Consider the following 17,796-nt stretch of genomic DNA (forward strand, 5'->3'; position numbering starts at 1 on the left):
TGCCGTCGGGTGCGCCCGCTGACCAGCCCGCTGATCGGCCGAGTGCCCGGTGCCGGTGTCCGGTGGGGAAATCCGGTTGCCCCGGGTGCTCGGCTCGGTGAGACTTGGCGGTCTTTGCCGGGCGAGGTTCGGGCGGGCGGGAGCGGCAGTGGTGATGCGCGGATGGGGCCCGGGCCGGGCGATGCGGTACCTGCCGCAAGCCGTGGCGGAGCCCGAACTCGGGTCGCCGGGGCGGTTCCTGTGGTGGATGGCCGGCCGGTTCGCGGTGCAGACGGTGTGGGGCGTAGGGCTGGGCGTGCTGACCCTGCTCGCCCAGGCGCTGGTGCCCGGGGCGATCGGCCTGGCCGTCGACCGCGGGATCGCCGGCCGGGACCAGGGGCAACTGCTGCTCTGGGGCGGCGCGGTGCTGGTGCTGGGCCTGGTGGTCAACACGGCGGCGATCCTGCGCGACCGGTGCAGCATGATCGCCAACTACGGGGCGGTCTTCCTCGGCACCGAGCTGATCACCCGCCAGTCGGCCCGGTTGGGCGCCGCGCTGACCCGGCGGGTGTCCACCGGTGAGGTGGTCGGCGTCGGGGTGGCCGACCTGCGGGCGGTCGGCCGCCTGCTGGAGGTGGTCACCCGGGCCTCGGGCGCGGCGGTCTCCTCGGCCGTGGTGGCGTTGATCATGCTGGTCACCGCGCCCTGGCTGGGCCTGCTGGTGCTGGCGGGGGTGCCGCTGATGGCCTGGGCGGTGGCGCTGCTGATCCGGCCGCTGCACCGGCGCCAGGAGGGGCTGCGGGCGCAGCAGGGCGGACTGACCGAGCTGGCGGTGGACATCGCCGGCGGGCTGCGGGTGCTGCGCGGGATCGGCGGCGAACCGCTCTTCCTGGCCCGCTACCGGCGCGACTCGCAGGCCGTGCGCGCGGCCGGGGTCCGGCTGGCCCGGATCGAGGCGCTGCTGGACGGCACCAAGGTGCTGCTGCCGGGGATCCTGGTCGCCCTGGTGGTCTGGCTCGGCGCGGCCGAGGTGCTGGACCACCGGCTGACCATGGGTCAGCTGATCGCCTTCTACGGGTACGCGGTCTTCCTCGCCCCGCAGCTGCAGCGGCTGACCGAGGCGGTGGACAAGCTGACCCGGGCCCGGGTGGCGGCGCGCCGGGTGGTGCGGCTGCTCGCGCTCGCGCCCGACCTGGCCGCGGGCGACGCGGTGGCCCCGGAGGGCGGCCTGCTGGCCGACCCCGATTCCGGGCTGCGGCTGCGCCCCGGCGGGCTGACCGCGGTGGCCTGCGCCGATCCGGTGGCGGCCGGGGCGCTGGCCGACCGACTGGGCCGGTACACCGACGGCGGTACGACGCTCGGCGGGGTGCCGCTGGCGGAGCTGCCGTTGGACGAGGTGCGGCGCCGGATCCTGGTGCTGCCGGGCGACGCCCGGCTGTTCAGCGGCCCGCTGCGCGGTGAACTGGACCCGCGCGGGCGCGGCGACGCGGCCCTGACCGCCGCGTTGACCGCCGCCGCCGCGCTGGACGTGGTGGAGGCGCTGCCGGGCGGGCTGGACGGCGAGATCGTCGACGGCGGCCGGGAGTTCTCCGGCGGCCAGCAGCAGCGCCTGCGGCTGGCCCGGGCGCTGCTGGCCGACCCCGAGGTACTGGTGCTGGTCGAGCCGACCAGCGCGGTGGACGCGCACACCGAGGCCCGGATCGCCGACCGGCTGCGCACCGCCCGGACCGGACGCACCACCCTGGTGCTGGCCACCAGCCCGGTGCTGCTGGCCCGGGCCGACCACGTGGTGCTGCTGGTGGACGGCAAGGCGGTGGCCGAGGGCAGCCACCGCGAGCTGCTCGCGGACCCGGGCTACCGGGCCGTGGTCACCCGAGGAGGGGACGACGCGTGAGTACCGTGGCGCTGCCGGTCGCCGGACCGGCCGAGGTGCGGGCCTACGCCCGCCGGTTGACGCTGCGCCACCCCGGCGAGCTGGCCGTGGCGCTGCTGCTGCACGCCTTGGCGGCGGTCTGCGGGCTGGCCGCGCCCCGGCTGCTCGGGGAACTGGTCGACCAGGCCGGGCACGGGGTGGACCACGCGCTGCGCACCGGGCTGCTGATCTGCGGCTCGATCGCGCTGCAGGCGGCGCTGCTGCAGTTCGCCGTGCTCGCCTCGGCCCGCCTGGGCGAGCAGGTGCTGGCCGAGCTGCGGGAGGAGTTCGTGGCCGGGGTGCTGGAGCTGCCGCCGGCCACCGTGGAGCGGGCCGGCACGGGGGACCTGGTGACCCGCTCCACCCGTGACGTCGACGCGCTCTCCGACGCCGTCCGCACCGCGGTGCCGGACACCCTGGTCGCCTGCTCGACCATCGTGCTGACGCTGGGCGCGGTGGTGCTGCTCGGCCCGCTGCTGGCGCTGCCCTGCCTGGTCGCGGTGCCGGTGCTCTGGTTCTCGGTGCGCTGGTACACCGCCCGGGCCCGGGCCGGCTACCTGGCCGCGAGCGCCGCCTACGCCCGGCTCACCGAGGGGCTGGCCGAGTCGGTGGCGGGCGCGCGGACCGTGGAGGCGATGCGGACCGGCGACCTGCGGGCCGCCCGGGCCCGGGCGGACATCGACCGCTCGTACGCCGCCGAGCGGTACACGCTCTGGCTGCGCACCGTCTTCCTGCCGATCTCGGACACCGCCTACGTGCTGCCGGTGGTGGCCACCCTGGTGATCGGCGGCCTCTACCACCTGCACGGGCTGGCCTCGCTGGGCGCCGTCACGGCGGCGGTGCTGTACGTGCAGCAACTGGTGGGCCCGGTGGACACGCTGGTCTTCCAGCTGGCCACCCTGCAGTCGGGCGGCGCCTCGCTGGCCCGGGTGCTCGGGGTGGCGCAGCAGGCGGTGCCGCCCGCCGCGGGCGGACCGGTGCAGCGCCGGCCGGCGGACGGCCTGCGGGTGGCGGGCGTCGAGTACGCCTACCGGGCCGGCCGCCCCGTGCTGCACGGGGTGGACCTGGTGGTCCGCCCGGGGGAGCGGCTGGCGGTCGTCGGTGCCTCCGGGGCCGGGAAGTCCACCCTGGGGCGGCTGCTGGCCGGGATCCACGCGCCGGACGCGGGCCGGATCACCCTGGACGGGATCCCGCTCGACGCGTTCGGGGCGGACCGGCTGCGCCGCGAGGTCGCCCTGGTGACCCAGGAGCACCACGTCTTCCACGGCACCCTGCGGGAGAACCTCGCACTGGCCCGCGCGGAGGCGGACGATCCGGCGATGGTGGCGGCGCTGCGCGCGGTGGACGCCTGGGACTGGGCCGAGGAGCTCGGCCTGGACGCGGTGCTGGGCGGCGGGGCCACCGAGCTCTCGCCGTCCCGGGCGCAGCAGCTGGCGCTGGCCCGGCTGGTGCTGGCCGACCCGGGCGTGCTCGTCCTGGACGAGGCCACCTCGCTGGTCGACCCCCGGGCCGCCCGCCACCTGGAGCGCTCGCTGGCCGCCGTACTGGCCGGCCGCACCGTGATCGCCATCGCCCACCGCCTGCACACCGCCCGCGACGCCGACCGGGTGGCGGTGATGGAGGCCGGCCGGATCGTCGAACTCGGCAGCCACGACGAGCTGTTGGCCGCGGGCGGCGTGTACGCGGACCTGTGGGCGGTGGGGGCGGCGGCGGAGCGCGGCTGACGGTGGGTCAGAGGCCGAACAGCGGCAGGCAGGGTGCCAGCCCGCCGACCGTCACCGGCAGCCGCTCCCGCGCCGCCCAGTCGGCCCGGGACAGCCGCAGCCGCCGGGTGGTCACCGGGGCGCCGTCCACCAGGTCGCGCTGCAGGCCGTCCTCCCGGTAGCCGAGCTTGCGGGAGACGGCCAGCGAGCCCGGGTTGTCCACCCGGGCCCCGCTGAGCGCCTCGGTGGCGCCCAGGCCGTCGAACGCGAGGTGCAGCACTGCCGCCCGCATCTCGGTGCCGATGCCCTTGCCCTGGTGCGCCAGGCCCAGCCAGGAGGTGCTCTGCACGGCCCGCAGCACGCCGAAGTCCTGGGCGTAGAGGGCCTGCTGGCCCACCACCTCGCCGTCCGCGAGCACCGCGAGGGTGAGCGACCAGTCGGCGGGGTGCCAGTTGCCGCGCCGCAGCCAGTGGTACTGCACCACGCTGCGGGCCCGCGCCGCCGGCTCGGTGGCCCACGGGCGCAGGAACGGCTGCCTGTCCGGCGGGTGGATCCCGGCCGCCGCCAGCCGGGCCAGCGCCGCGAGCTGCCCCTCGTCGGGCAGCCGCAGCTCCAGCCGGGGCGTGGTCAGGCGCAGGTCGAGCAGGGGCCAGAGATCGGTCAGCATCCGCCCATCCTGGGCGGCGGGCCGCGCGGTCACCAGTCGATTTCGCCCGCCCGCGCCGCGTTGACGCTCCGGCGCGGGGGGCCGTACGTTCCAGGGATGCGCGAGTCAACCCCGGTCGAGTTCCTGGTCGTCGGCGAGTGCGTCGTGGACGTCGTCCGCACCCCGGGCGAGCCCGACCGGCCGTACCCCGGCGGCAGCCCGGCCAACGTGGCCCTCGGGCTGGCGCGGCTGGGCCGGAGCACGGCGCTGCTGACGCAACTGGGGGCGGACGAGGGCGGCGCGCTGGTGCGGCGGCACCTGGAGGCGGCGGGCGTGCTGCTGCACACCGACGGGGCCGCGGAGCCGACGCCCAGGGCCGTGGTCACCCTGGACGGACACGGCCGTGCCGACTACGAGTTCGCGATCGGCTGGACCCTGCGGCCGACGCCGGTGCCGGCCGCGCGCCGGGTGCACGTGGGGTCGGTCGGGGCGGTGCTGGAGCCGGGCGCGGCGACCGTGCGCGCGCTGCTGCGCGAGCAGCGCGCGGCGGGGGCCCGGGTCTCCTTCGACCCCAACGTGCGCCCCGCGCTGTTCGGCGAGCGGGCGGCGGGGCTGGCGGCGGTCGAGGAGTGCGTGGCGCTCAGCCACCTGGTGAAGGCCAGCGACGAGGACCTGGAGTGGCTCTACCCGGGCGTGCCCGCCGCCGAGACGGCCGCCCGCTGGCTCGCGCTCGGGCCGCGGACCGTGGTGGTCACCCGCGGCGCGGCCGGCGCCTTCGCGCTCACCGACGGGGGCGGCTGCGCGGTGGACGCGGTGCCCGCCGAGGTGGTGGACACGGTCGGGGCGGGCGATTCCTTCATGTCCGCGCTGCTCACCGCCCTGCCCGAGCAGCCGCTGCCCGACGCTCTGCGCACCGCGGCCACCGCCGCCGCGCTGACCGTCGGCCGGGCCGGTGCCAATCCGCCCTCGGCCGCCGAACTCGCGGCCGCCCTGCGCTAGTCGGGTCCGCGGCGACGCGCCGGGAGGGTCCGGGGCGACGCGCCGCAGATCCGTCAGGAATGGAGAAGCCCCGCGGCGCCGCCGGGGCTAGCGTGGCGACCATGGACATCACCATTCACACCACGGTCCTGCCGCACGACGACCCGGACGCCTCGCTGGCCTTCTACCGCGACGTCCTCGGCTTCGAGGTGCGCAGCGACGTCGGCCAGGGCCGGATGCGGTGGATCACCGTCGGACCGGTCAACCAGCCCGGCACCTCGATCCTGCTGGCCCCGCCGGCCGCCGACCCCGGGATCACCGACGCGGAGCGCCGCACGATCCAGGAGATGATGGCCAAGGGCACCTACGGCTGGATCCTGCTGGCCACCAAGGACCTGAACGGGGTCTTCGACCAGGTGCAGGCCGCCGACGCCGAGGTGGTCCAGGAGCCGACCGAGCAGCCCTACGGCATCCGCGACTGCGCCTTCCGCGACCCGGCCGGCAACCTGGTCCGCTTCCAGGAACTCCGCTGACCCGCACCGAGGGGGGAACCGCGATGTGCCTCACCGCCTGGGCCGCCGCCCGGATCGAGTCGCAACACCTGGCCGACCTGGCCCGCCTGCGCCGGGTCCGGGACCGGATCGACCGCGAGTACGCCCAGCCGCTGAACGTCGAGGCGCTGGCCCGCGGCGCCCACCTGTCGGCCGGCCACCTGAGCCGCCAGTTCAAGATCGCCTACGGCGAGTCGCCCTACCAGTACCTGATGACCCGTCGGATCGAGCGCGCCACCGCCCTGCTGCGCCGCGGCGACCTCAGCGTCACCGACGTCTGCTTCGCGGTCGGCTGCTCCTCGCTGGGCACCTTCAGCACCCGCTTCACCGAGCTGATCGGCATGTCCCCCACCGCCTACCGCCGCGCCGCCCGCGAGGCGGCGGTCCGCACGGCCGGGGTGCCGCAGTGCCTGGTCAAGCAGGTCACCCGGCCGCTCCGCCACCAGGACACGGTGCCGGCCCAGGTGGCCTGACGGGCAGTCAACGATTCTGGGGCGGGCGCCCGTGCGCCCGCCCCAGAACCGTCCACGGTCACTGGTCGGCGCTGCCGGGCGGGACCACCCAGGCGGTGGGCCGGCCGGCCGGCGAGGCGATCACGTCGAAGCCGCTGTCGTAGTGGAGGACGGTCCGCCGGTGCCGCTCCGTGCCCGCGCCCTGGAGGTCCAGCGCCACGCCCTCGACGCCGGCTTCCACCGCGCCCTCTCGCTGCCCGACCTGCTGATCGCCGCAGGGAACACCTCGTCGTCCGTGCCGAGGCATCAGGCGGCGTGGCCGGCCGGGTGAGTCTGCCGCTCGCCATCGCCCACGCCGAGATCGCCCGGCGGCCGGAGCAGCCGACGTCGACCGTCACCCGTGAGGTGTGCGCAAGGGCGGGCCGACCTGCTGTCGCGCCGACCGCCGAGGACCCGGCCCGAGCGGGGTGCGCGGACCGGTCAGTTTTCGAGAAGCACGGCTTCCGGGGCCCAACTACCTTCTTCTACATGACCTTCATCGAGAACGTGACCCTGGACGTGGCGGACGAGAAGACCGCCGAGGAGTTCTACCGGGCGGCCTTCGGGCTGTCCGCGGAGCAGCTGCGGGTGCGGGCGGCGGCGGAGCCGACCGAGGGCTTCCGCGGCTACACCCTGTCGCTCACGGTGGCCCAGCCCGGCACCGTGGACAGCTTCGTGGCGTCGGCGGTGGCGGCCGGCGCGACCGTGATCAAGCCGGCGACCAAGTCGCTGTGGGGCTACGGCGCCACGCTGCAGGCCCCGGACGGGGCGATCTGGAAGCTGGCCACCTCGGCCAAGAAGGACACCGGCCCGGTGACCCGCGAGATCGAGTCGATGGTGCTGCTGCTCGGGGTCGAGGACATCGGCGCCAGCAAGAAGTTCTACGTCGCGCAGGGCCTGACGGTCGGCAAGAGCTTCGCGATGACCTACGTCGAGTTCGCCGCCGGCGACTCGCCGGTGAAGCTCGGCCTGTACCGGCGCAAGGCGCTGGCGAAGGACGCGGGTGTGCCCGCGGCCGGCAGCGGCTCGCACCGGATCACCATCGGCGGCGGCGCCGCGGCCTTCACCGACCCGGACGGCTTCGCCTGGCAGGCCGCGGCGTAGTGCGGGCGGGCGAAGGCGGTCCCCCTGTGTCGCGCCGGCACCTGCAGCACACAACCGCAGGTGCCGGCGGGCCGGGGATCGGTCGCCCTGCAGCCCCGCCTGTCCCTCGCAGCGCGCCAACCTCACTGGAAACAGCTCGATTTGGGGGCTGTGCGAAAAGCGGTGAAGGATTGGAGTTGACGCGGTGGAGCGGCGAGGAGGAGGGTGCGGGGTGGCCTCCGCCGCAGTGGTGGTGGCCCGGTCCGATTTGGGGGGACTTCTTTGTCCATCACGGGTACGAACGTCGTCGGCCGCGTGAAACGCGGCACCGCCCGGGGGCTGTCCGCGGCCACCGTGACGCTCACCCTCTCCGCCGCGGTGCTCGGCCTCGCGCCGGCCGCGCACGCCGCCTCGCCGGCCACGCCCACGGTCCCGACCGGGCTGCAGGTCGGCCCCGTCGAGCCGGCCCTGTTCGGCGCGCCGACGGAGGGCTGCGGCAGCACCCCCGCCTACAACTGGGGCTACCTGCCGGACGGCGCCACCACGCTGACCGCGAAGGCCGACAGCAGCGCGGCCACGATCGTCTTCCACGTCCAGGACACCCAGGACCTGACCACCGACGTGGTCACCGGCACCGGCACCGTCGGCGCGGACGGCACCGCCTCGGTCGCCCTCGACACCAGCAAGCTGCTGGACAACCACAGCTACGCCTGGCGCGCCGTCAGTCAGGACAGCCAGGGCCAGGCCTCGGCCGCGAGCCCGGACTGCCACTTCCGGATCGACCGGACCGCGCCGACCATCAGCGTCCAGGACCGCCCGTCGCAGTTCCCGCCGCACCTGGACGGCTGGGAGCTGACCGCCCAGTACTCCCACGTGGCGCAGGCCGACGGCTCCGTGCCCAGCGGCTGCCTGGAGTACCGCCTCAACGCCGACACCGCCTGGACCAGGCCGGCCTGCAGCAGCACGGCCGCCCTGGTCAGCACCGTGATCGCCTTCACCCAGCCGGGTACGAACACCGTGCACCTGCGGGCGCTGGACCAGGCCGGGAACTACACGGCGGAGACCCAGAAGACCTTCACCGTCTACCCGGGCCCGACCCAGCCGGGCGACCTGTGGGACCCCGCCGACCAGTGGCAGCTCAGCCGTGACCGCGGCGCCGCCGACCTGTTCGGCTACGACTCCGGCCGCCTGGCGCCCGCCGGGAACCTGACCTACGTGGACAACTCGGCGACGGCCAACGCCCGTCCGCTGCCGTCCACCGTCGCCCACTTCGACGGCACCGCCACGCTGGGCAACAACGGCAAGCCCGTGGTCGGCACCGGCGACTTCACCGTCACCGCCTGGGCCCGGGCCGCCGCGGGCGGCGGTGTCGCGGTCAGCACCTACAGCGGCGGCAGCACGCTCGGCGGGTTCATCCTCTGGGCCAGCCAGTGGGACAACAACTGGCACTTCGAGATGCGCAGCGGCAACCCGAACAACCCGTGGGACGACACCGTCGTGCTGCCGGGGGCGGCGGTCAAGTACGGCACCTGGCAGCAGCTGACCGCCACCTACAACGAGATGACCGGCTTCCTGCAGCTGTACGTCGACGGTTGGCCGGCCGCGTCCGGCTACCACGCGATCACCAGCGCCAACGGCGCGGGGAACCAGTTCCAGCTCGGCGGCTCCGGCGGCCAGGGCGCGTCCTGGAACTTCAAGGGCGACCTGAGCGACGTCGCCGTGCACGCCCGCACGGCCAACTACCCGGCCCGGTCGGGTGCGTACAGCACGGGCGCGGGCTACTCCTGCATCGACGCGGCCGGCGGCGGCAACGCCGACGGCACCCGGATCGACCTGTGGACCTGCAACGGCGGCGCCAACCAGACCTACACCCTGGACCGGCCCGACGGCACGATCCAGTCGATGGGCAAGTGCCTGGACGTGACCGGCAACGCCACCAACAACGGTGCCGCGCTGGAGCTGTGGACCTGCAACGGCGGCAAGAACCAGACCTGGGAGCCGCGCGCGGACGGGTCGCTGTTCAACCCGCAGTCCGGCCGGTGCGTCGACCTGCCGTACGGCAGCACCACCGCCGGGAACATGCTCCAGCTGTGGGACTGCAACGGCGGCACCAACCAGCAGTGGAACCTGCCGCGGGCCCCGTACGGCATGGTCCCGCTGCAGTAGTCGCACCCCGCTTCACACGCGCACGCCCCTGCCGGGTCCCGACCCGGTGGGGGCGTGCGCGTGTGCGTGCCGCGGTCAGCCGGCCCGGAGCGCGCCCTGCTTGAGCCCGGCGAGGAAGGCGGCGAAGGCCGGGGCGGGGAAGGCGAGCGACGGACCGCCCGGGTCCTTGGAGTCGCGGACGGGAGCGAGGCCCGCGAGGCCGCTGGCGATCTCTACGCACTGGCCGCCGTTGTCGCTGCGGGTGCTCTTGCGCCAGTGCGGGCTGGTCAGGTCGACGCTCATGCCGTCCACGGTCCCTTCGTCAGATGGAGCCGAACTGGCCCGTCCTTACCCCGGAGACGAAGGCCGCGAACGCGGAGGCGGTGAAGACGAGGGCCGGGCCCTCGGGGTCCTTGGAGTCGCGGACCGGGGTGACGCCGGGGAAGTCGGGGGCGACCTCGATGCACTGGCCGCCGTTGGTGCTGTGGCTTGACTTGAGCCAAGAAGCGCCGGACAGGTCCACGCGGTCGGTCATGGATGGAGTTCCTTTCGTGCCTTGCGGATCAGTTCCACGGAGGCCGTCTTGGAGAGCGCCTCCACCTGGAGCTGATGGTAGTCCCTCTCCCAGGCGCGGACCTTGGTCAATTCACGCTCCAGGAACCCCCTGGCCTGGGCTTCCGAATAGGCAACGACAGTCCGGTCCGAGCTGGTCAGCAGTGTGACAGCCACCGCGAACGGCGCATGTTCCCCAAGGCTGTAGGGGGCAATCTGAAGCGTGACGCTCGGCTTCGAGGCCAGGAACTCCAGGTGATCGAGCTGGCGCGCCATCACCTCGGCTCCACCAACCGGCCGCCGAATGCAGCTCTCGTCGAGCACGGCGTGCAGCAGCGGCGAGCGCTCCAGGAGCTGTTGGCGCGCCGCGTGGAACTCCAGCCGCTGTTCGGCCTGCTCGCGGGTGATGCTGCCCCGCTGCACCGCGGCAGTGACCAGCGCCCGCGCGTACTCGGGGGTCTGCAGCAGGCCCGGAACGATGCCGAGTTCGAAGAGCCGGATCTCCACGGCCTTGCGCTCCAGCGCCGCGAACTCCGGGAAACCCTGCAGCAAGGCGGTGTGGTTGATGGCCCACCACATCAGTTCCAGCGTCCCGCCGGTGTCGAGCCGCTCGTCGCTGCGGACCGCGAAGTCCAGTGTGGGATTGCGCGTCGCCCGTTCGACGCACGAGAGGAAGCTGTCGCTGTACCCGATCAACTCGCCCAGCTCCACCTGGGTGAGCTTCTTCGCCTCGCGGGACCTGCGGAGTTGGACGCCGAAAGCGGCGAGCGGGGATGACGAGGGGTCAAGTTTCGTTCGGCGCATGTTCGAACGCCCTTCGGTGCGTGAGTCCCACCGGGCCCAACTGCCCAGTCTGGACGCTTCCGATCGTAACCCGGAAGGACCATCCTGTGTAGCGGAACGACTACACAGAGGAGTCGCACGCATGTCCAGGCTCAACGCTGCCCTCAGGGCCTCACGCAGCCAAGCAACCGCCGCCGAGCAGAAACTGCGGGCCGCCCTGACCCGTGCCGGGGTGGTGCTTCCGTCGCTCTGCGTCGATGTCACCGGGCCGGTGACCGGCGTGACCCTGGTCGAACTCGGGCGGGCCTCGGCCGAGACCGCCGAGGCGCTCGCCGACCTGATCCTCGAAGGGGTGAACGCCCGCCATGGACGCGCGTGTTGAGTCCCAGGAGCAGCGGGCCGCCCGCCAGCTGCGGGCGCTGGCGGACCGGGCCGTGGACCGGATGGTCGATGCCCTGGTGGTGGCCCGGCTGCCGCCGCTGCCCTCGCTGGAGGCGGGTCGGGTCACCCTCTACCGCGGCGGCGTCCACATCGAGCTCGGCGGCTGCAACCCGCACACCCTGGAGGCGATCGCGGCGCACGTCGCCGACCACGCCCGCTGCCTGGGCCGGGTGGTGCGGACCCAGGGGGTGCCCGTTGGGCTGGCCGAACTGTCCGTTGTGCGCCACGAACTGAGGCGCCGTGACGAGACGTGACCGCCGCCCGAGCGCGCTGGTGATCCGGGTCTACCGGATCACCGTCGACGGCCGCCGCGAGGAGCTCGACCGCACCCGGGTCCGCTCGTGCGAGCCGTACCGCGGGCCGATCGGCGGCGAGTGGCCCGCCTGCCGCTGCCCGCGCCACCGACCCTCACTGCCAAGGACGTCGACCGCGTGACCACGATGACCATCAGGGTCTACCGGATCGCGGCCGGCACCGGCGAGCGGACCGAGCTGCTGCCGTGCACCGAGGTGCCGCCGATCTCCTCCTGGGAGATCCACACGGCGTTCGACTGGCCGCCCTGCCGCTGCCCGCGCTGCCGGGCGGCGGACGGGCGGCGGCTCAGCGCAGCGGCAGGTTGACGGCAGCGGTGGCGAACGGCCCGTCGGCGCTGCTCCGGGCGCTCTCGCAGGCGTCCGGGACCGGGGTCAGTGCGCGGACGAGCACGGCGACGCCCGGGCCGCTCGGGTACTCGAGGTACAGCTCCCCGACCATCTCGCCGTCGCGCTGGACGTCGGGGCAGTCCCCGGCGGCCCGGGGCGCCGCGTCCAGGGCGCCGACCAGGGTGTCCAGGGCGGCGCCGCGCAGTTCGGCGGAGTCGCGCAGCTTCCAGCCGTCGGGCTTGTTGGACAGGTCGTAGCGGCAGTAGGTGGCCACGGCCGGCCGGTCGGGGACCAGGGCGTCGCGCGCACTGCCCCGCCGGGTGGGTGTCACCTGCACCGAGAGCGGCAGGTTCGCCGGGCACGGACGGGCGGTGACGCTCGCCGGGTCCTTCGGGACGAGGTCGGTGTCGCGCAGCACGAAGGCCGTCGCCCCCGCGCCGACCACCAGGACGGCGATGAGGATCAGCAGGACACGGCGCGGTCTGCGGCGGGCGGTCCGCCGGGCGTGCTGGTGCACGGAGCTCTCCTGACGATTCGACAACTGGGCCGAGCACGGGCCAACTGGCCATGATGGAGAGCGCCGTTGGCGGTTCGAGTCTGGGCCGGGGCGCGGGAGGTGCACAAGGTCGGCCAGGTTGACGGATCCTCAGACCCAAGTGAACAGCTGGGCGAGGCGGTCGAGCGGCGGTGCCGGTGCGCTCAGCCCGCCGTGCCGCGCCGGAACTCGGTCGGCGCGGCGCCCACCCGCCGGGTGAACAGCCGGGTGAAGTAGGCCGGATCGTCGTACCCCACGGCCCTGGCCACCTCCTGCACCGGGCGGTCGGTGGTGGAGAGCAGGCGCTTGGCCCGCGACAACCGGGCGCGCAGCAGGTACTCCTTCGGCGTGGAGCCGGTGGCCCGCTGCACCTCGTCGCGCAGCGCCGCCTCGGTCAGGCCCAGCCGGCGGGCGTGGTCGCCGACGGTCAGCGACTCGACGGCGTGCTCGTCCAGGTAGCGGACCACCCGGGACAGGTCCGCGTCGACCCGGCCGACCAGCAGTTCGGCGAGCACCTGCTGGACCAGCGCGGCCGCCACCACGTCGCGGTGCGGGGCACCGGGCTCCACCGCCTCGCCGAGCCGGTCGAAGAGCCGGCCCAGGGACTGGACCGCCGGGCCGAGCGGGATCACCGGCGCGTCCCGGTCCAGTCCGCCCAGCAGCTCGTGCGCGCCCGCCGCCGGACCGTCGAACAGCACCCAGCGCTCGCTCCAGCCCTGCGGGTCCGGCTGGTAGGCGTGGTAGAGCCCGGGGAAGACCACGAACGCGGCCGGGGCCCGCACCGGCAGCCGGCGGCGCGGCCGGTCGCCCCACTCCAGCCAGCCGCCGCCCCGGGTGACCAGCATCAGGCCGTAGCAGTTCAGCACCCGGCCGTCGAAGCTCATCCGCCGCACCTGCTGCGCGCCCACGCCCAGGCAGACCAGGCCCAGCAGCCGGTGCTCCGGGGTGGGGGTGAGGTAGCGCGCGAAGCCGGTCACGGTGCCTCGGAAAGTCCAATCAACGGGCGGTGGAGCCAAAACTGTACAGCTCAGCGCGTCATCCGGACGGTGCAGAAAAGTCCATGTTCTGCTGGACGGGAGTTCAACCGCGCAGCGGCGGCGGGCCCGCACGATGAACCCGGCACCCCGGCCGCACGAAGCAGAGGAGCACCTGCCGATGTCCAGCCTGACCCACGACCGGGACGGCTTCGCCCTGGACGGGCAGCCGTTCCGGATCCTCTCCGGCGCGCTGCACTACTTCCGGGTGGTCCCCGAGTACTGGGAGCACCGGCTCGGCCTGCTGCGCGCGATGGGCCTCAACACGGTGGAGACCTACCTGCCGTGGAACCTGCACGAGCCGCGTCCGGGCGAGTTCGACTTCACCGGGCGGCTGGACCTGGTGGCCTTCGTCCGGGCCGCCGAGCGGGCCGGGCTCAAGGTGCTGCTGCGGCCGGGGCCGTACATCTGCGCGGAGTGGGAGTTCGGCGGACTGCCGGCCTGGCTGCTGAAGGACCGCAACCTGCGGCTGCGCTGCAGCGACCCCGGCTACCTGGCCGCCGTGGACCGCTGGTTGGACGCGGTGCTGCCGCTGGTCGCCCCGCTGCTGGCCGAGCGGGGCGGGCCGGTGCTGGCGCTCCAGGTGGAGAACGAGTACGGCTCCTACGGCACCGACACCGCCTACCTGCGCCACCTGGCCCAGGGGCTGCGCCGGCGCGGGGCCGACTGCCTGCTCTTCACCTCGGACGGCCCGACCCACCCGATGATGCAGGGCGGCACCCTGGCCGGGGTGCTGCCGACCGCCAACTTCGGCGACCGGGCCGAGGAGGGCTTCGAGGTGCTGCGCGGCTACTCGCCGGACGGTCCGCCGGTCTGCATGGAGTTCTGGAACGGCTGGTTCGACCACTGGGGCGTGCCGCACCACACCCGGGACGCGGCGGACGCGGCGCGGGTGCTGGAGGAGATGCTCGCCGCCGGTGCCTCGGTCAACCTCTACATGGCGCACGGCGGCACCAACTTCGGCCTGCTGAACGGCGCCAACCTGACGGACGGCCGGCTGCAGCCCACCGTCACCAGCTACGACTACGACGCGGCGATCGCCGAGGACGGCCGGCTCACCGAGAAGTACTGGGCGTTCCGCGAGGTGCTGGGCAAGCACGTCGAGCTGCCGCCGGCCCCGTCGACCGACCGCCCGCCGGTGCTCGCGCCGCGCCGGCTCGACCTGGGTGGGCCGCTGCCGCTGCTGGACCTGGTCGAGGACCTGGCCGAGCCGGTGCACGCGGCCGGCACGCCGAGCATGGAGGAACTGGACCAGGCCTACGGGTTCGTCCTCTACCGGACCTGGGTGACCGGGCCGCGCGACCGGGCCGAGCTGCTGGTGGACGGGCTCGGCGACCGGGCGCAGGTGTTCCTGGACGGGCGGCCGGTCGGGGTCCTGGACCGCACCGGGCTCTCCGGCGGCCCGGTCGAGCTGGCGGTGCCGGCCGGCGGCGCCCGGCTGGAGCTGCTGGTGGAGAACCTCGGGCGGGTCAACTACGGCCCCGAACTGGCCGACCGCAAGGGGATCAGCGGTGCGGTGCGGCTCGGGCAGCAGCTGCTGCACGGCTGGCAGGCGTACTCCCTGCCGCTGGACGACGTGGCCGAACTGCCCTTCACGGGCGGGCCGCTGCCCGGCGAGCTCGACGGGCGGCCGGTGTTCCGGCGGGCGACCTTCGAGGTGGCCGGGCCGGCCGACACCTTCGTGCTCACCGAGGGGCTGGGCAAGGGGCTCTGCTGGATCAACGGCTTCCTGCTCGGCCGGTTCTGGGAGGTCGGGCCGCAGCAGACGCTCTACCTCCCCGGCCCGCTGCTGCGCGCGGGCGGCAACGAACTCCTGCTGCTGCAGCTGCACGGACCGGAGCGGGACGCGGTCGAGCTGGTGGCCGGGCCGGTGCTGGACCGGGTCCGGGACTGACCGGCGCAGCGGGCCCGCGGACCCGCCGCGCGGCGTCGGTGGGCCCGCCTAGGCTTGACCGCCATGGAGACGAGCGCGGACCGGATCGAGTGGCTGACCGTGCCCAGCCCGCTGCCCAGCGGTCCGCTGGCGGTCGGGGTCACCGGGCTGGGGGTGGCGGCCGTCCACTTCGTGGCCGGGGACGTGCTCCCCGGCGCGCCGCGCTGCGCCGACCCGCACCGGGCGGCGACCGTGACGGAGGCGTTCGCCGCCTACTTCGCCGGGCGCAGCCGGAGCTGGTCGCTCCCGCTGGACTGGCGGCTGGCCGGCGGCGACGGGCACCGCGCGGTGCTGCAGACGCTGTACCGCACGGTGGCGTACGGGGAGACGGTCACCTACGGCCGGCTGGCCGAGCGCAGTGGTGCCTTCCCGGACCTGGCGGGGAGTCCGGGCCTGGCGGCCCGGGCGGTGGGCCAGATGATGGGCAACAACCCGCTGCCGGTGGTGGTGCCCTGCCACCGGGTGGTGGCGGCGGACGGGTTGGGCGGCTTCGGCGGCGGGCGGATCGGGCTGGACGTGAAGCGCTGGCTGCTCACCCTGGAGGGGTGGCTGGCGCCGACGCTGGACTGGGACGGGCCGGGCTGACCCGCCGTCGGCGGACCGTTCGATCCGGTGGTGGAATTTCGGCCATCCGTCGCCGAAACGTGGCGAAAACCCCGCCGAAAGTTCGATTCTGATACGAAAATCTCCGAACAGAAATCGAATGAGAACGCTAATTATACTTATGCTCCCAGCTATCCAATCACCCATCCGAGTGATTGCGCCGTGCGCGTGCCGAGCCCCACTCTGAAGGCAGTACTTCTTAATTCTTCGTGTGGGGGAGGGCCCTGTCATGACCACCGAGACGACCCTGGGTATTCCGGCGCCGAGTGCCGGCCCGGACAGCCTGTCCGATCAGCAGCAGAGCCTCGGCACCGCCGCGGCCCGGAATCTTGCGACCACCACCAAGTCCGCCCCGCAGATGCAGGGCATCAGCTCGCGCTGGCTGCTGCGCGTCCTGCCGTGGGTCCAAGTCTCCGGTGGCACCTACCGGGTCAACCGCCGGCTGAGCTACGCGGTCGGCCGCGGCCGGGTCTCCTTCGTCAAGACCGGGGCCGAGGTGAAGGTCTTCGGCCCCTCGCTCACCGAGGTCCCGTCGCTGCGCGGCTTCGAGGACGAGGCGCTGCTGGTCGAGCTCGCCTCCCGCTTCGTCCAGCGCGACTTCGCCGCCGGAGAGACGCTGATCGAGGCCGGCCGGCCGATCGGCGAGGTCTTCCTGATCGCGCACGGCAAGGTCAACAAGATCGGCACCAGCAAGTACGGCGAGTCCTCCGTGGTCGGTGTCCTGGCCGACGGCGACCACATCGGTGACGAGGCGCTGTTCGTCGAGGACGGCCTCTGGCCCTACACCGTCAAGGCCGCCACCGCCGGCACCGCGATGTCGCTGGCCTGGCCCGCCTTCCAGGAGCTGGTGGACCGCTCCCCGGAGCTGCAGGCGCAGTTGGCCCGGTTCATCGCGGACGCCCAGCAGCCGCAGTCCAGGCACGGCGAGGCCGAGATCGAGCTCGCCGCCGGCCACGAGGGCGAGTTCGACCTCCCCAGCACCTTCGTGGACTACGAGGTCGCCCCGCGCGAGTACGAGCTCAGCGTCGCGCAGACGGTGCTCCGGGTGCACAGCCGGGTCGCCGACCTCTACAACGAGCCGATGAACCAGATCGAGCAGCAGCTCAAGCTCACCGTCGAGGCGCTGAAGGAGCGCCAGGAGCACGAGCTGATCAACAACCCCGAGTTCGGCCTGCTGCAGAACGCCGAGTACGACCAGCGGATCCAGACCCACTCCGGCGCCCCCACCCCGGACGACATGGACGACCTGCTCAGCCGGCGCCGCGGCACCAAGTTCTTCCTGGCCCACCCGCGGGCGATCGCCGCCTTCAACCGCGAGTGCAGCGCCCGCGGCATCTACCCGACCCCGGTCGAGGTCGAGGGGCAGACGGTGCCCGGCTGGCGCGGGGTCCCGCTGCTCTCCTGCAACAAGATCCCGATCGTGGACGGCCACACCACCTCGATCCTCGCGATGCGTACCGGCGAGGACAAGCAGGGCGTGGTCGGTCTGCGTCAGGCGGGCATCCCGGACGAGATCGAGCCCAGCCTTTCGGTGCGATTCATGGGCATCAACGAGAAGGCCATCATTTCCTACCTGGTGAGCGCCTACTACTCGGCCGCCATTCTGGTGCCGGACGCCATCGGTGTGCTGGAAAACGTGGAAATCTCCCGCCCGCGGGGCTGACGACCCGGATAATCCGCTCCACCCGTCCGCAGCACGCACGCGGCCGGTAGTCCTGCCACGCCATTGGGCCGCCCCGGAAACCAGCACGTCCGGGGCGGCCGCCGGGGGAATCCGCGCTCACGA

At 74.0% G+C, this 17,796-nt stretch carries 21 protein-coding genes; 14 read left to right on the forward strand and 7 right to left on the reverse strand.

From position 1 onward, the window contains the following. Positions 1 to 154 precede the first annotated feature (154 nt). Positions 155 to 1,873 (forward strand): ABC transporter transmembrane domain-containing protein, encoded by a 1,719-nt coding sequence (locus ACFW1A_RS04115; protein WP_380403768.1) that lies wholly within the window; start codon positions 155 to 157, stop codon positions 1,871 to 1,873. Beyond that, positions 1,870 to 3,615, forward strand: a complete 1,746-nt coding sequence (locus tag ACFW1A_RS04120) for an ABC transporter ATP-binding protein (RefSeq protein ID WP_380403771.1) — start codon at positions 1,870 to 1,872, stop codon at positions 3,613 to 3,615. The genes ACFW1A_RS04115 and ACFW1A_RS04120 overlap by 4 nt, the downstream gene beginning before the upstream one ends. Before the next feature lie 7 nt (positions 3,616 to 3,622). Here the strand turns inward: ACFW1A_RS04120 and ACFW1A_RS04125 are convergent, their stop codons facing one another. After that, a complete protein-coding gene (locus ACFW1A_RS04125; protein ID WP_380403775.1) occupies positions 3,623 to 4,261 on the reverse strand; it encodes a GNAT family N-acetyltransferase in 639 nt (212 codons plus the stop codon). A gap of 96 nt (positions 4,262 to 4,357) precedes the next feature. On the opposite strand from ACFW1A_RS04125, the gene ACFW1A_RS04130 reads away from it, so the two are divergent. The 3 genes from ACFW1A_RS04130 to ACFW1A_RS04140 all read left to right on the forward strand — a co-directional run bounded on the left by ACFW1A_RS04130 (position 4,358) and on the right by ACFW1A_RS04140 (position 6,242). After that, positions 4,358 to 5,239 carry a carbohydrate kinase gene (locus ACFW1A_RS04130; protein ID WP_380403778.1) on the forward strand — a complete coding sequence of 294 codons (882 nt, stop codon included), beginning with the start codon at positions 4,358 to 4,360 and terminating at the stop codon, positions 5,237 to 5,239. Between the two features lie 101 nt (positions 5,240 to 5,340). After that, positions 5,341 to 5,751 carry a VOC family protein gene (locus ACFW1A_RS04135; RefSeq protein WP_380403781.1) on the forward strand — a complete coding sequence of 137 codons (411 nt, stop codon included), beginning with the start codon at positions 5,341 to 5,343 and terminating at the stop codon, positions 5,749 to 5,751. A gap of 23 nt (positions 5,752 to 5,774) precedes the next feature. Next, on the forward strand, positions 5,775 to 6,242 hold the full coding sequence (locus tag ACFW1A_RS04140) for a helix-turn-helix transcriptional regulator (RefSeq protein WP_380403784.1): 468 nt from the start codon (positions 5,775 to 5,777) through the stop codon (positions 6,240 to 6,242). A 58-nt stretch (positions 6,243 to 6,300) separates the two neighbouring features. On the opposite strand, the gene ACFW1A_RS04145 is transcribed toward ACFW1A_RS04140, so the two are convergent. After that, positions 6,301 to 6,462, reverse strand: coding sequence for a hypothetical protein (locus ACFW1A_RS04145; RefSeq protein ID WP_380403787.1), 162 nt, complete (start codon positions 6,460 to 6,462; stop codon positions 6,301 to 6,303). A gap of 287 nt (positions 6,463 to 6,749) precedes the next feature. Here ACFW1A_RS04145 and ACFW1A_RS04150 point away from each other — a divergent pair, with 287 nt between their 5' ends. Then, complete coding sequence (locus ACFW1A_RS04150; RefSeq protein WP_380403790.1) at positions 6,750 to 7,364, forward strand: glyoxalase; 615 nt, start codon at positions 6,750 to 6,752, stop codon at positions 7,362 to 7,364. Between the two features lie 294 nt (positions 7,365 to 7,658). Beyond that, entirely contained in the window at positions 7,659 to 9,509 is a 1,851-nt protein-coding gene (locus ACFW1A_RS04155; protein ID WP_380403793.1) for a ricin-type beta-trefoil lectin domain protein, read from the forward strand. Between the two features lie 75 nt (positions 9,510 to 9,584). Here ACFW1A_RS04155 and ACFW1A_RS04160 read toward each other — a convergent pair whose 3' ends face one another. From ACFW1A_RS04160 to ACFW1A_RS04170, 3 genes are read right to left on the reverse strand one after another with little or no spacing between them, the layout of a single operon-like run. Further along, positions 9,585 to 9,791, reverse strand: coding sequence for a DUF397 domain-containing protein (locus tag ACFW1A_RS04160; RefSeq protein ID WP_380403796.1), 207 nt, complete (start codon positions 9,789 to 9,791; stop codon positions 9,585 to 9,587). Positions 9,792 to 9,810: 19 nt separating this feature from the next. Beyond that, on the reverse strand, positions 9,811 to 10,023 hold the full coding sequence (locus ACFW1A_RS04165; RefSeq protein ID WP_380403799.1) for a DUF397 domain-containing protein: 213 nt from the start codon (positions 10,021 to 10,023) through the stop codon (positions 9,811 to 9,813). Continuing rightward, positions 10,020 to 10,844, reverse strand: a complete 825-nt coding sequence (locus ACFW1A_RS04170; protein ID WP_380403802.1) for a Scr1 family TA system antitoxin-like transcriptional regulator — start codon at positions 10,842 to 10,844, stop codon at positions 10,020 to 10,022. The genes ACFW1A_RS04165 and ACFW1A_RS04170 overlap by 4 nt, the downstream gene beginning before the upstream one ends. A gap of 121 nt (positions 10,845 to 10,965) precedes the next feature. Here ACFW1A_RS04170 and ACFW1A_RS04175 point away from each other — a divergent pair, with 121 nt between their 5' ends. Genes ACFW1A_RS04175 through ACFW1A_RS04190 form a run of 4 tightly spaced genes read left to right on the forward strand, consistent with a single transcriptional unit; the run spans position 10,966 to position 11,884 of the window. Continuing rightward, positions 10,966 to 11,205, forward strand: a complete 240-nt coding sequence (locus ACFW1A_RS04175) for a hypothetical protein (RefSeq protein WP_380403805.1) — start codon at positions 10,966 to 10,968, stop codon at positions 11,203 to 11,205. Then, positions 11,189 to 11,518 carry a hypothetical protein gene (locus ACFW1A_RS04180; protein WP_380403808.1) on the forward strand — a complete coding sequence of 110 codons (330 nt, stop codon included), beginning with the start codon at positions 11,189 to 11,191 and terminating at the stop codon, positions 11,516 to 11,518. Before ACFW1A_RS04175 ends, ACFW1A_RS04180 begins: the two co-directional genes overlap by 17 nt. Beyond that, positions 11,505 to 11,699: a hypothetical protein gene (locus ACFW1A_RS04185; RefSeq protein ID WP_380403811.1), complete on the forward strand. Its 195-nt coding sequence runs from the start codon at positions 11,505 to 11,507 to the stop codon at positions 11,697 to 11,699. The genes ACFW1A_RS04180 and ACFW1A_RS04185 overlap by 14 nt, the downstream gene beginning before the upstream one ends. Continuing rightward, positions 11,696 to 11,884 (forward strand): hypothetical protein, encoded by a 189-nt coding sequence (locus ACFW1A_RS04190; RefSeq protein ID WP_380403814.1) that lies wholly within the window; start codon positions 11,696 to 11,698, stop codon positions 11,882 to 11,884. The genes ACFW1A_RS04185 and ACFW1A_RS04190 overlap by 4 nt, the downstream gene beginning before the upstream one ends. Here ACFW1A_RS04190 and ACFW1A_RS04195 read toward each other — a convergent pair. Together ACFW1A_RS04195 and ACFW1A_RS04200 are read right to left on the reverse strand one after the other, a co-directional pair. Next, positions 11,865 to 12,422 carry a hypothetical protein gene (locus ACFW1A_RS04195; RefSeq protein WP_380403817.1) on the reverse strand — a complete coding sequence of 186 codons (558 nt, stop codon included), beginning with the start codon at positions 12,420 to 12,422 and terminating at the stop codon, positions 11,865 to 11,867. The two genes, ACFW1A_RS04190 and ACFW1A_RS04195, sit on opposite strands and share 20 nt — an antisense overlap. A gap of 182 nt (positions 12,423 to 12,604) precedes the next feature. Next, positions 12,605 to 13,417 carry a helix-turn-helix domain-containing protein gene (locus tag ACFW1A_RS04200; protein WP_380403820.1) on the reverse strand — a complete coding sequence of 271 codons (813 nt, stop codon included), beginning with the start codon at positions 13,415 to 13,417 and terminating at the stop codon, positions 12,605 to 12,607. A 178-nt stretch (positions 13,418 to 13,595) separates the two neighbouring features. Between ACFW1A_RS04200 and ACFW1A_RS04205 the strand changes: the two genes are divergently transcribed. The 3 genes from ACFW1A_RS04205 (at position 13,596) to ACFW1A_RS04215 (ending at position 17,673) form a co-directional block, all read left to right on the forward strand. After that, positions 13,596 to 15,368: a beta-galactosidase family protein gene (locus ACFW1A_RS04205; RefSeq protein ID WP_380403823.1), complete on the forward strand. Its 1,773-nt coding sequence runs from the start codon at positions 13,596 to 13,598 to the stop codon at positions 15,366 to 15,368. Positions 15,369 to 15,431: 63 nt separating this feature from the next. Continuing rightward, on the forward strand, positions 15,432 to 15,992 hold the full coding sequence (locus ACFW1A_RS04210; RefSeq protein WP_380403826.1) for a methylated-DNA--[protein]-cysteine S-methyltransferase: 561 nt from the start codon (positions 15,432 to 15,434) through the stop codon (positions 15,990 to 15,992). A gap of 247 nt (positions 15,993 to 16,239) precedes the next feature. After that, entirely contained in the window at positions 16,240 to 17,673 is a 1,434-nt protein-coding gene (locus ACFW1A_RS04215) for a family 2B encapsulin nanocompartment shell protein (RefSeq protein WP_380403829.1), read from the forward strand. The last annotated feature ends 123 nt before the right edge of the window (positions 17,674 to 17,796 follow it).

It is taken from the genome of Kitasatospora sp. NPDC058965, from assembly GCF_042741245.1.
Classification (GTDB): Bacteria; Actinomycetota; Actinomycetes; order Streptomycetales; family Streptomycetaceae; genus Kitasatospora.